Raw genomic sequence first — 12,258 nt, 5'->3', positions numbered from 1 at the left:
AAAATGAGAGAACTTATATTTGGTGTGGTAGTTTTCTTATCAGTGTCTTCCTTGTCTTTATTTGCTTCCGATGATTTTACGGGGCAGTGGAGTGGAAAGAAACGACGATGGGGCATTATATTCGACATTGAATTAAAGCAAAATGACAAGTTAATAACTGGTAGTAATTGCTATATTACAAGAAATGGAAGAGAAATAGATTGCCCTGAGGGCAATGAAAGTAATCTTGATGGTGCTATTAATGGGAGACATGCTTTAGTCGAGTTTAACTCAAGTTTCGGGGGAGTAAACGGGAAGGCTGATTTAGAGCTTAAAGACGGTAACGTTTTATGGAAGATAATTAAAGATCCAGTAAGCGGCGAATTTTATGCTCCAAAAAATTATGTGCTGACTAAAGAAGTGAAAGAAATAAATGTAAAATCTGATGTGAAAGTTTTCTCAACATCCGACTTCACAGTCACTTTATTGAATACCTGTGGCGGATTTTATACTGTATGCGATAATGTTAACTATTTAAGTCTCAGGAATAAAGAATGAAAATCAGATAACGCTCGGCGGTAAAACCTTTCAGCCTGAGAGCTCTAATAAAACACAGGGGATGATTTTCAGTAATAGTGATGTGGATTATACTGTAAGTTTAAAGCCGCTTATTTTAAAAGTGGTTCAGGATAAAAAGTTATTCTTGAGCAAAGTGGGGAATGGGAATGATGGTGCCAATATTTTTTTAAAGTAGCCAGCAATTAAAGTTGTGAAGGGTGAGATTAAAAGAGATTTGCGGCTCTGTTATATTGATTTTTTATTTAATCTTACTTCTTGTATAAAAGTTCACTTTTCTATTAATGATCTGTATAGTTGCGTGCTTATCATCTATTGAATGAACTAGCACCATCTTTAGCTTGTCTGTTGTTAATTTAAGAGCTTTGAATTCATTTCAATATTGGCTGATTTAAAAATGATTATTTATAAATTTTTTTCCTTATCATTAGTCTTATGCGCATCAGTTTTTATCACAAATGCATCTATCGCTCAGCAATTAAAATTTGCCGATGGCTTTGATTACAACGCGCTAAATGCTTGCCCGGCGGATAAAGAGGCCGAATTGTCTTCAAGCCAGCGCTGTTCTTTGAGATTGATGACCGTTCGCGAAGAAGAGTCAAATTCTTCAAAACCTTTCACTGGACGTTGGCGTGGCGAAAGTGACCGGGATGGAGTGTTAACAGTAAGTTTGGTTCAGCACGATGAGAATGTCACTGGCACCTATTGTTACATGAAGGACGCTGACCAAATTGATTGCCCGGGTGATGATAATCCCCATATATTACACGGACGCGTGAGTGGCAACACTGTTATGCTTTCATTCCCTTCGTCGTCAGGCGAACCCGACCGCAGGAAAGTCAAAGTCACCTTAAAAGGGGCAAATCTTTCGTGGCAACTTGTTGAAGATCCTGATGGTAACCTAATGCCAACACCAGTTTCATTTGATACTCTTCTGCCTTTATCCTGATAAAAACACCATGTTCATAAATCGTCTTTTCGGCAGCTTTTTGTTTGCGGCTGTCCTTATGTTGGTATCGTGCATTGCCAGGGCTGAATCTACTGCAGAAACCGTAGCTCCCGCTTTAAATGAGGGAGATTTTTCCGTCCTGCTCAACGACTACGCTTTCACCCCTGGTGACGCATGGAACAATCAGAGCTTCGTCCGTGCAGGCAAAGCCTTGAGCTCGGTTGTGGCCGGAGAAGTGGTCATCGATGAACAGCGATACAACTATTTCCAACACAGCTATGACGGCTTTGCGTTGTTCAGCGCAACGGCGGTGGGAAATGCCAGCCATACCATTCTGGCGGAGATTCTTGTGGACGCTGCCAGCGTGCCGACGGCTCGCAATATAGTGGTGGGCGATAGCGTGGAACAGGTCCGGCAAGCCTATGGCCCAGCCAAAGAAAGTGACAGCGATAATCAACACTGGCTTATCTATAAGCTGGGTGAGAAGCAGTTGATGTTTGAAATTGACCAGCAAAAGGTCAGCCATATCATGTTGAATACAACTATGAGTGCCAGACAGCATGAAATCAACGCAGACCAGGCTGTCAGTTCGGCAACGGAAGCCATTCATACTTACCACCTGACAACACTCAGCGATCAATGTCTCAGGTATGATGTTGACGACAGCAGTGATAAAAGTTTCTTTATCATTACGGTTCGCGAAGACAACCATGACGTCAGTTGTGGCGGCGATCCGGATATCTCCCCTCGTCTTTTCGACATTAAAGTAGCGCGTGATAACACTCAAATACTCACTAACGCCGATGATGCCGATGGCACATATCGAAGCCTGAATACGTCAGCCACACCCAATCAATAAACGGACACCCTATGAATTATCAGTTCAATGAAGGCGCATTTGCGCTGTTTCCTGTTGCGTGGCAGGACACCACCATGAATATTTTGCGGGATGAGGCCAGTGGGCTGGCATTCGTTGTGAGTCGTGGTGTCATTCCTGAAGGTAGCGATGCGGAGACGGAGTTCCAGCGTCAATGGGATACATTTCGCAGTCAGATGGGCGCTATTCAGTAGACAGCGTTTGTACGGGGTATGGCTGGGATTGATAGCGCTAGAGGCGCTGAAGGTCGAAACCGCATTCGAGCGCAATGGACAAGCTGTGTAGCAGCGACAGTTGGCCACTAAGGTTCCTGATAGCAATATTTTCATAATCTTTACCCTCTCCGCAATGCGTCCTTTAAACAAAGAAGATGAAGTGAACTGCGAGAGTTTTAAACACAGTTTGAGTCTGAACAATCCACGGAAAGCATAGGGTATGAAACTGCTGGCGCGCACGACACCGGAAGGCCAGACGCGCTATCACTACCGTGGTGGTGGTCAGCTAAGTAAAGTGTCACAGCATCTGCCACTGTCTGACACCGAGTGGAGCCAGCAGGCTGAGCAGGAGATTACGTTTACCTATGATGCACTGGGCCGCATCGTGAGTGAACAGGGGGAGCAGGGCACACTGGCCTGGGAGTACGATGCGCTGGGTAATTGCACAGCCCTAACCCTGCCGGATGGCCGCAACCTGAAGCAGCTTTACTACGGTAGCGGTCATTTACTGAGCATTGCACTCGACAACCTGCCGGTGACGGAGTTTACCCGTGACACATTGCATCGGGAACTCAGCCGCACGCAGGGCGGTCTGACCACGCGCAGTGAATACGATCGTCTTGGCAGACTGCGCCGCCGTGACGTTTTCAGGGGGGAAGCCCAGCGTCCTGCACCGCGCGTCTGGTCCCGCCGACGCGACTTCGATTACGGCAACAACCTCATCCGTGAAGAGCGCGACGATAATCCGTTCAGCCAGACATTATGGCACTACGATAATGCAGGTCGTTTGTTGTCCCAGGAAGGCGCGCAGCCTGGTAATGAAAACTGGCGCTGGGACGGTGCAGGCAACCCGCTGGGTCGCCATGCCGCTTCCCACATCATGCATAACCGCGTGACCGAACTGAACGGGATTCGCTGGCAGTACGATATCCATGGCCGCACCACTGAGAAGGATGACGGCCAGACCCGCTGGCGCTACCGTTACGATGGTGAGCATCGTCTGACGGATGTCATCAGCGAGCCGCGTGATCGCAACAAGCCACGCAACAAAGTGAGCTTCCGTTACGATCCGCTGGGCCGACGCATCAGTAAAACCTGCCAACAATCGTTACAGGGTAAGCCGTCTGGTCATGCTGTCACAACGCGGTTTGTGTGGGAAGGTTACCGTCTGCTGCAGGAAATCCACGACGATATTCCGCTGACTTATGTCTACAGCGACAGCCAGAGCTATGAGCCACTGGCCCGTATTGATGGCGTGGAAAGTCCGGAGATATTCTGGTTCCACTGCGCGGCTAACGGCACGCCCGAGTGACTGACCGACGTTGAAGGCCAGAAGACCTGGGAAGGTGTGAACAGCCCGTGGGGCAAACTGCTGCGCGAATCGAATCAGCGAATTCCGGTGGTAGAGCAGAACCTGCGTATGCAGGGCCAGTACCTGGACCGCGAAACGGGGCTTCACTGTAATTTGTTCCGTTATTATGACCCGGACAGCGGCCGGTTTACCCAGCATGACCCGATAGGGCTGGCGGGGGGGATCAACCTTTATCAGTATGCGCCGAATGCGCTGGGATGGGTGGATCCGTGGGGGTTGAGTTGTAAAAAACTTGAAGGTAAATATAAAGAAATTGAGAAAAAACCTCTCCCAGAATCACTCGCTGCTACGTTTACAAATAGTGATTATAAAACTGTTGTAACAACAGAAGATATTATTTTGTATAGGGTATATGGAGGGAAGGCTGAAGCAGGTGGTTCATTCGTTTCAACAACAAGCGCCGGTAGTCGTATTCAAGCTAAGATAGATGCTGCATTACTACCGCAATGGAAAAATACTCGACAATACGAAGCTACAATATTGGTACCTAAGGGGACAGTTCTACAGATTGGTGAGGTTGCACCTCAAGTGACAAAGTCCGGGGCAATACTTAATGGGAAAGCTGATCAAATAATACTTCCTCGAGACTGGGATCAGAATTGGATTTTAAACACTAGAAGAATTAGCACTCCATAGGACGTCTATATGAATACGAATCAAGTAGTGAAAATTTTGAAAGATACACTGGCATTAATTAAGAACGAATCCTTAATAAATGGAAAAAATAAGCTTAGTGATATCATTGAGAAATATGAGTTAACAATCCAGAAGATAGAGGATGGTACTTTGAAGTATAATGAAATTCATAATTCAGTAAAAGCCTACCTTGAGATTTATAATGATTATGATAACCCTTTGCTTTTTAAGATGTCAGATGCTGAGAAAGCAGTGTCTATATACCTTGAAGTATAATGATTGTCGATAATTTTAATGAGTGATAATTGTAGTTGGCTTAATGTTATCAATAATCCGAATGCGCTTAAATTGGTTGATAAGTGGTATTTGAATAGGTGTTGAAAAGTGAATCCTGAGCTCAGAAGTAAGTGCGAGTATATTTTTATCCTGAGCTAGAAAATAAGTCTGATGGGCTGATGAAGTAAATATTACTTTAGCGACGGCGAAAGTGATTTTCAATTTTTTAGTGTAGGGATTTTTCGACTGGTATAAATTTTTCCAATATAGAGAGTTTAAATTAATCTTAACGAAGAAAATAGAAGTGTGATTTTTGACAATGGATTAGTTATCTTCTCAACTTCAACTAAGCAGAAGTTGTTTATTATTGACGGGCTGCGCTGGGAGGCGTGGCCTGACAATGGTGATGATACCGTAAACTATCGAGCCGTTTTTAATATAAAAATAATAGACAAGGTGATATTTACCTCATCGTATTTTTATCTCATCAAGGTGATGTAGATGCCACAGTAGTAAGTTGGTGCTTTGCACCTGATAAGCTATTGATGGTAGAGAAAAATAAACCAGAAGATAAACTTACGTGAAAATTAAAAAAGTGGTTTGAAGTGCAATCTGATTGTAAGCTTCCCGTCTATGGCCCACGGGGACACATTGATGCAGTATATGATCCACATGACAGAACAGGTATGGTTACTTGTAAATAATTTTCAGGTTTCGAAGATGTAAAGTCATGGGGGGGATATTTAAAATGGAATAACTTAAAGAATTACTATGAATAATTAAATTTCTTCTGCATGTTTTTGTGGTTTACCAGTCAATACATTCATTTTTATATTTTTAAGTATTTCCATCCTTCTATATACAATAATCGGCAATATATTGATTTTCTTTTATTAAATTAAAGCTGGTAGGTGTTTTTTTACAAGTGACTCATTTTATAGAGATTTTTAAATTATTGATTTATAAGCTATGGATTATCATACTTTTTCACAATATGCAAAGTTAAATATGTTTTGAAAGTGTGATAATCATCCTTGACGTAAGCTAAAAGAATGAATGATTTTGCATGTGGATGTAATTATTATTTTCACGATTTGCATTAAGATTAACACTGACATAAGCTTACTAAATAAAAATGATAGTGTTAGGCTTCTGAAGCGTTTTCAATGTTTGATATTTTGAATTAATTGTTGCGATCATTTGGTTTCACACACTAACTGACTAGTCAAGTTGTCTGTTTTCCTAGATTTAAATGAATTTACGAATTTTTTATGAATGAATTAATGTTCTCAGGATATGGCGTAGATATTATAAAAAGAAATGATGAGTATTATATTAGGTACGATAACGGGACGATTGCTATGTATGAGATAGAATCAAAAATTTCATTTTACGAAGCATTAAAAGCTCAGAAAAGTGAACGTGATGCCTATTGAAGTCATTATAGCCACCCAATCCAGATAGGGAAGAGGACGGTCTCAATTTTGATTACTCACATATAGATGAAGTGAAAATTCCGGAGATATTCTGTTCCATTGCGCCACTGATAGCACGCCAGAACTTTTAACCGACGTTGAAGGCCAGAAGACCTTGGAAGGTGTGAATAGCCCGTGGGGCAAACTGTTGCGCGAATCGAATCAACGAATTCCGATGGTAGAGCAGAACCTGCGCGTATGCAGGGCCAGTACCTGGACCGCGAAACGGGGTTTCACTATAATTTGTTCCGTTATTATGACCCGGACACTGGCCAGTTTACCCAGCATGACCCGATAGGGCTGGCGGGCGGGATCAACCTTTATCAGTATGCGCCGAATGCGCTGGGATGGGTTAATCCGTGGGGGTTGAGTAGGTGTAAAAACGAATGGAATGAGTTTCAGAAAAAATCGAACAATAATCAATTTACTTCAAGGAAACAAGCATCCAAAGCATATGCTTTATGGAAAAAACAAGACTGGGCAGCGTTAGAACAATTTATGGGTGAAGGTGCTTGGCCACCTAATCGCGGTTTTGTAAAAGCAACAAGAACAACTCTTCAACCCGGCACTTTAGTTGATCGATATGGTGGTTGGATAGATGAAAAAGGATTCCATGATATTGGTACTTTTATTTCTCCAGTAGGTTCATCATTTGAGGGCAGGGCTTTACAATCGAGTACACTGGATAAACCTTATTCAATTTATGAAGTATTGAAGCCATTGCCGGTTGATACTGGACCAGCCATACCTTGGTTTAGACAACCAGGCTACGGAACGCAACATGAAACCTTTTTAAAAATTGATAAACTAATCGAGAAAGGCTATTTGAGGAAAGTATGAAAATAATTAATCATCAGAAAAAAAAGGTATTAATTCACGACGGATTAGAAGATGCATTCCTGAAGAATGACAAGCTAATTTCTTGCCCTCGCTGTGATGGCATGGCTTATTATGGCTTGTACAACTCTACAGATTTAGATATGTATGATGAAAAGAAAGTAAAGGCTATAGTTGGCAGTATTAAGGGATTGGAATTTATTGGAGGCGAAATTCAAGAGTATAGATATAAAAGTAGCTCATTGAGAGTTTCAGAAACAAAATGTTCTAATGGGCATGATATTTTGGTTGTGTTTACTTACAAGGAGTTACAGCCTGCTCGTTATGAATCCTATCTTGTAGGGGTTTTTGACAATAATACGTTCAATGAAGAGTGATGATAATTATAGAGAGTGTCATTTTTAATGGGATCTTTTTCCTTTATGACGTTTTTAATGGAAGGTCTAGTGGGTAATTTAATTAGACACCCTGCTGATCCTAATAGTATTATTAGACAGTTTGAAATTATCAATAATTATCAATAAAACTAATATGCTTGAATGGGTTGATAAGTTAAGTTTGAATACGTATTAAAAAGGAATACAAAGTAAGTGCTGAGATACAGAATAAGCACATGCATACCTTGACTATGAGTTACATGGTTAATTCCGCAATTGTTAAGGAAAGGTATAAATGAATGGGGATGAAATAGCATATATCAATGAATTGAAAAATGATAATTCAGCTTATGCATATCAAGATAATGAGCTTGGACATATTGACCTGCCACCACTATTAGATACAAGGCTCAGTTAGTAATGTCGGATCCTTCACTCTCAGAATTATTCTTTCTCCAGCCCATCGCAAATTCAGACGGTGTCTGATAATTGAGCGCGGAGTGCGGGCGGCACTCATTATAATCCTGACGCCATTCACTGATGGTTTCCCTGGCATGACTGACGTCACTGAACCAGTTTTCATTCAGACAATTCATCGCGAAAGCGTCCGTTAAAACTCTCAATAATTCCGTTCTGTGTCGGCTTGCCGGGCTGGATAAGCCGCAGCTCCACGCCATGCTCAGAGGCCTATTGATCGAGCGCGCGGCAGGTAAATTCCGGGCCCTGATCAGTTCTTATTGTCGCCGGATAGCCTCGAAACAGTGCAATGCTGTCCAGAATACGCGTGACCTGAACACCTGAAATCCCAAAGGCAACAGTGACCGTCAGGCATTCCTTCGTGAAGTCGTCCACGCAAGTCAGGCACTTTATTCTGCGACCGGTGGCCAGCGCGTCCATGACGAAATCCATCGACCAGGTCAGGTTGGGCGCTGCCGGGCGGAGCAGCGGCAGACGTTCCGTTGCCAGTCCTTTACGGTGTCGTCTGCGTTTTATGCCCAGCCCGCTGAGATGATACAGGCGGTACAAGCGCTTGTGATTAACCAGAAGGCCTTCACGGCGCATCAACTGCCAGATGCGGCGGTAGCCAAAACGCCTGCGCTCCAGTGTCAGCTCTGTGATGCGTAGAGACAGCTGCGCATCAGCCGCCGGACGCTGAGCCTCGTAGCGGCAGGTCGACATGGACAAACCTGTAAGCCTGCAGTCACGACGTTGCGACAGACCGGTTACATCACACATAAACTCAACGGCTTCCCGCTTCTGGCCTGTCGTCAGTACTTTCGCCCCAGAGCCATCTGAAGTGCCTCCTTATCCAGCATGGCTTCTGCAGGCAGCTTCCTGAGTCTGGCGTTCTCTTCCTCAAGCGACTTCAGGCGCTTAACCCCGGGCACATCCATACCGCCATACTTCTTGCGCCAGGTAATGGGATGGACTATCTCTTCCCCCTGCGCTTAACTGAACATAATTTATCCAGCAGGAGTGTGACTATGAACATTGTATTTATGCGCATCGACCTGGCAAAAAATGTTTTCCAGCTTTGCGGACTGAATCATATGCGCCGAATGCGCTGAGATGGGTGGATCGGGTGGATCCGTGGGGTTTATCAAGACGTTGTAAAACAAATGAGAAGCCTAATAAACCTGATTTTTATGTTGGTCCAACTGGGCCTGGCGCTACGTTGCCCGCAACAGGATATCGTTACATGAGGTATCTTAATGATGATGGTAGTATTAATGTTTGGGCAGTTAAGGTAATTGAAACTAAGTCAGCACCAGTAACTTACTTCGGGTTTAAAAAAATAAATTCTGGATATGGTGTGCGTGATGCCTTTCAAATAAAAGGAAAAGAGAATTTAGATCCATTGGATCCTTTGGACAAAACTTGGAGCGATGGACGCCTTAGAGGAGAATTTGATACATTACAACTTTACGAGAATGGTGTTCCACAAGTACGCCATCCACGAATGTTTGGCGACCAAAAAGATGCACCACTAGAGCCATTTACCGAGGCATATCCGGAATATGGCGCTGGAAAAATTGAACAAATGCATGCCGATAATAAAATAATTGAATTTGATAAAGTTGATATTTTGCCGGAGAGAGAATGATTGATCTATTTTCTTACAATGAAGCTTTAAATTTTCTTGAGGTTTTTTTTGATAAAATGATTAAAGACGAAAAGTCCCGGAAAGAAATGCAAATAATTCTTGATGGAAGTCGTGATAATAAAACGGTTTCAATTAGAGCAATTGACGTTTGCTTTAAAAATTATCGTAAGAAATTCGCTGATTATCGCCTACCAAATGATGAAGAGACTGAAGTTTGGAAACACTTAATAGATATTTGGCAATAGAGTGTTTTGTCAAAAAAACAAGAAGAGTAAAAGAAATGACTAAGGGTTCTGGTCTTTATCATTACAATGATGAAGCTATCAGCTATTTTGAAACTCAATTTGATCCTGGAAAACATAAAATTTTTTTGTACTTTTTCTGAAGTTCAACCATCCAGGTACATTTCTCATTTGAGCGGTGTATTCCTTAAGAATTAAGTTTTTTATTATCCTGGAGTTGTGTGAACTTTAAATAAAATTATCATTTTTTCCTTAAAGCTTATTGTAGATAGTATGATTTTATAGTATTGACTATTTAATTCCCCCTTCTCTTAATATTACTCATTTTTAACTTTAATTTTCGTACTTATATAAAGAAAAAGGGATGTGTGACTTGCCACCGGCTCGACAACCACCCAGATGCATCAGTAAAACCCGCGAGCAATCGTTACAGGTAAGCAGTCTAACAACGCTGTCATAATACGATTTATATGCAAGGCTGCCGAATGCTGCATGAAATCCACGAAGATATTTCGCTACGTCTACAGCGACAGCCAGAGCTATGTAAAACTGTTCTGAAAAGCTTGCATTTTTTCTGGTTCCATTGTGCTGCTAATGGCGCGTCAGAAATTTTTACTAATGTAAAGAACCATGAAAAGATGGAAGGGGTAACAGTCTATGGGAAAACTCGCTACGCGAAATTTGCATTCAATCCTTAAAGTTGGGATTATTGATATTTAGCGATTAAAGTAACTTTGATGAGCGATTTTTGTAGTGAAAATTGAAAATCTGAAAGTTAATGCTGGCGAATCAACTGTCGAATGGAGATACAATGGAGAGACTATTTCAATGTTTTTTACAAACATCGACCAGTCCTTGATTGATTCCAGTAGAAACTTATTATTTGTTCTCGATAAAAAGGAAAGATTGCCTAAAAGATTGTCTGTAATAAACGGATCCGGAAAGGTTTTATCGACTTTTTTCTCTCCCGTTAATGGAGACTTCTATTATTTGACAATCACTCCTGAGAAAGAAGTTTTGGTAGTCTGTGTTTTTAGTGAGAAGCTGGATGGATGGAATGATTGGCATTTTTCGTTCAATCAGGATTCGGGGAAACTCGAACGCATTGCGCCTGCACGCTAATAGGAGTGAAGCTAATAATTTTTTGGATTCTGTAAAGAAAAAATATGGTTGCTCATCAATCATAATAACCTTTAAGTTTTAATTGAATGATAAAACTGTAAAACCTAAAATTACAAATAAGTTATCATTCTGAATGCTGATAGTAGGAAATATCCAGTAATATTAAAATGTTAGTCGGTTATTTTCCCAAGATGTCGCGCAACTTGGTAAAGGGCACTGGTGCTGGGACGGTGCAGGCAACCCGCTGAATCGCCATGCCGCTCCCCACGTCATGCATAACCGCGTGACCGAACTGAACGGGATTCGCTGGCAGTACGATATTCATGGCCGCACCACTGAGAAGGATGACGGCCAGACCCGCTGGCGCTACCGTTACGATCCCCTTGGCGGGGCATCAGCAAACCCAGTGAGTCGTTGTTACAGGTCAAGCAATCTGGTCACGCCGTAACAACGCGGTTTGTGTGGGAAGGCTACCGACTGCTGCAGGAAATCCACGACGATATTCCGCTGACTTAGGTTTACAGCGACAGCCAGAGCTATGAGCCACTGGCCCGTATTGATGGCGTGGAAAGTCCGAAGATATTCTGGTCCACTGCGCCGCGAATGGGCCGCCCGAGCTACTGTCCGACGTTGAAGGCCAGAAGAAGCAAGACTTAAACTGAAACCAGGAAAAATAATAGATATATGAAAAAAATGACTTTAGATGTAAATACTGGAGGTTTGCGGATAAATGAAAATGAGATAGAGCTTGAATCTTACGATTCCTTCATTAAATCCCATTTTTTTCAATTATCTGATGATTTGACATGCGTTGGTAAATATTGTTTCTTTGCTAAAGAAATCATCTGGCATAATGAACCATTTACTATAGAGTTTAGACCTGCATTTTTTTCTTTTAAAAAAAGTGTTTATCTTATTAGCAAAAGTGGTGGTTATTTTCAAAGCCTTCACGATTGGAATAAAAAAGCTGACTTAAATATGCTGAAGGATGAAGAAAAAAGGTTATATGAATGGACTCGGAATAAATACCCCGGAAACTATGATGGTGAGATAAAAAATCCTCCCTATGGGTATGTATGGTGCTTCCAGTGGGGTAATGTAGCGGTTCAATCAAACTCCAATACTTTTGAGTGCGGTATATATATAGAATGGAATTGAAGTAGTTGTTTTATTGAGTGTGTTGTTAATTTTTTTTTGAGTTGTGAAAGGATTTCGCCTCAA

The 12,258-nt window shown here is 42.1% G+C and carries 11 protein-coding genes and 4 pseudogenes; 14 read left to right on the top strand and 1 reads right to left on the bottom strand.

Features of this window, described 5'->3' with window-relative positions; genetic code table 11:
- Positions 1-3: 3 nt before the first annotated feature.
- The 9 genes and pseudogenes from C1N64_RS15035 (at position 4) to C1N64_RS14995 (ending at position 7,569) form a co-directional block, all read left to right on the top strand.
- On the top strand, positions 4-537 hold the full coding sequence (locus tag C1N64_RS15035; protein ID WP_367143905.1) for a hypothetical protein: 534 nt from the start codon (positions 4-6) through the stop codon (positions 535-537).
- Between the two features lie 415 nt (positions 538-952).
- A complete protein-coding gene (locus tag C1N64_RS15030) occupies positions 953-1,504 on the top strand; it encodes a hypothetical protein (RefSeq protein WP_367143906.1) in 552 nt (183 codons plus the stop codon).
- A 10-nt stretch (positions 1,505-1,514) separates the two neighbouring features.
- Positions 1,515-2,363, top strand: coding sequence for a hypothetical protein (locus C1N64_RS15025; protein WP_367143907.1), 849 nt, complete (start codon positions 1,515-1,517; stop codon positions 2,361-2,363).
- Between the two features lie 11 nt (positions 2,364-2,374).
- Positions 2,375-2,575, top strand: coding sequence for a DcrB-related protein (locus C1N64_RS15020; protein WP_394514915.1), 201 nt, complete (start codon positions 2,375-2,377; stop codon positions 2,573-2,575).
- A 244-nt stretch (positions 2,576-2,819) separates the two neighbouring features.
- Positions 2,820-4,604: pseudogene (locus C1N64_RS15015) on the top strand (RHS repeat-associated core domain-containing protein); the annotation flags it as partial.
- Positions 4,605-4,613: 9 nt separating this feature from the next.
- Positions 4,614-4,880, top strand: a complete 267-nt coding sequence (locus tag C1N64_RS15010; RefSeq protein WP_205958573.1) for a hypothetical protein — start codon at positions 4,614-4,616, stop codon at positions 4,878-4,880.
- Positions 4,881-6,151: 1,271 nt separating this feature from the next.
- The gene (locus C1N64_RS15005) at positions 6,152-6,316 is read left to right on the top strand and encodes a hypothetical protein (protein ID WP_205958572.1); all 165 of its coding nucleotides are present in this window, start codon (positions 6,152-6,154) and stop codon (positions 6,314-6,316) included.
- Between the two features lie 56 nt (positions 6,317-6,372).
- Positions 6,373-7,195, top strand: a pseudogene (locus C1N64_RS15000) (glycohydrolase toxin TNT-related protein); the annotation flags it as partial.
- Positions 7,192-7,569: a hypothetical protein gene (locus tag C1N64_RS14995; protein ID WP_205958571.1), complete on the top strand. Its 378-nt coding sequence runs from the start codon at positions 7,192-7,194 to the stop codon at positions 7,567-7,569. The pseudogene C1N64_RS15000 and the gene C1N64_RS14995, both read left to right, overlap by 4 nt.
- A 410-nt stretch (positions 7,570-7,979) precedes the next feature.
- Here C1N64_RS14995 and C1N64_RS14990 read toward each other — a convergent pair.
- Positions 7,980-8,987 (bottom strand): annotated as a pseudogene (locus C1N64_RS14990) (IS3 family transposase); the annotation flags it as partial.
- Between the two features lie 281 nt (positions 8,988-9,268).
- On the opposite strand from C1N64_RS14990, the gene C1N64_RS14985 reads away from it, so the two are divergent.
- From C1N64_RS14985 to C1N64_RS14965, 5 genes and pseudogenes are all read left to right on the top strand, one after another.
- Positions 9,269-9,673: a hypothetical protein gene (locus C1N64_RS14985; RefSeq protein ID WP_185199321.1), complete on the top strand. Its 405-nt coding sequence runs from the start codon at positions 9,269-9,271 to the stop codon at positions 9,671-9,673.
- Positions 9,670-9,918: a hypothetical protein gene (locus C1N64_RS14980; RefSeq protein WP_164482108.1), complete on the top strand. Its 249-nt coding sequence runs from the start codon at positions 9,670-9,672 to the stop codon at positions 9,916-9,918. Before C1N64_RS14985 ends, C1N64_RS14980 begins: the two co-directional genes overlap by 4 nt.
- Before the next feature lie 750 nt (positions 9,919-10,668).
- Entirely contained in the window at positions 10,669-11,037 is a 369-nt protein-coding gene (locus tag C1N64_RS14975) for a hypothetical protein (RefSeq protein WP_338147057.1), read from the top strand.
- A gap of 166 nt (positions 11,038-11,203) precedes the next feature.
- Positions 11,204-11,681: pseudogene (locus C1N64_RS14970) on the top strand (type IV secretion protein Rhs); the annotation flags it as partial.
- 40 nt (positions 11,682-11,721) lie between these two features.
- Entirely contained in the window at positions 11,722-12,195 is a 474-nt protein-coding gene (locus tag C1N64_RS14965; RefSeq protein ID WP_367143908.1) for a hypothetical protein, read from the top strand.
- Positions 12,196-12,258: the final 63 nt, after the last annotated feature.

The sequence above is a fragment of the Pantoea sp. SGAir0215 genome (assembly GCF_043543215.1).
This window is presented reverse-complemented; position numbering and strand designations above follow the sequence as displayed.

What these genes read in the sequence shown, in the direction of transcription:
- C1N64_RS15035 (WP_367143905.1), top strand. Translation starts at nt 4, where the DNA reads ATGAGAGAACTTATATTTGGTGTGGTAGTTTTCTTATCAGTGTCTTCC.
- C1N64_RS15030 (WP_367143906.1), top strand. Translation starts at nt 953, where the DNA reads ATGATTATTTATAAATTTTTTTCCTTATCATTAGTCTTATGCGCATCA.
- C1N64_RS15025 (WP_367143907.1), top strand. Translation starts at nt 1,515, where the DNA reads ATGTTCATAAATCGTCTTTTCGGCAGCTTTTTGTTTGCGGCTGTCCTT.
- C1N64_RS15020 (WP_394514915.1), top strand. Translation starts at nt 2,375, where the DNA reads ATGAATTATCAGTTCAATGAAGGCGCATTTGCGCTGTTTCCTGTTGCG.
- C1N64_RS15010 (WP_205958573.1), top strand. Translation starts at nt 4,614, where the DNA reads ATGAATACGAATCAAGTAGTGAAAATTTTGAAAGATACACTGGCATTA.
- C1N64_RS15005 (WP_205958572.1), top strand. Translation starts at nt 6,152, where the DNA reads ATGAATGAATTAATGTTCTCAGGATATGGCGTAGATATTATAAAAAGA.
- C1N64_RS14995 (WP_205958571.1), top strand. Translation starts at nt 7,192, where the DNA reads ATGAAAATAATTAATCATCAGAAAAAAAAGGTATTAATTCACGACGGA.
- C1N64_RS14985 (WP_185199321.1), top strand. Translation starts at nt 9,269, where the DNA reads ATGAGGTATCTTAATGATGATGGTAGTATTAATGTTTGGGCAGTTAAG.
- C1N64_RS14980 (WP_164482108.1), top strand. Translation starts at nt 9,670, where the DNA reads ATGATTGATCTATTTTCTTACAATGAAGCTTTAAATTTTCTTGAGGTT.
- C1N64_RS14965 (WP_367143908.1), top strand. Translation starts at nt 11,722, where the DNA reads ATGAAAAAAATGACTTTAGATGTAAATACTGGAGGTTTGCGGATAAAT.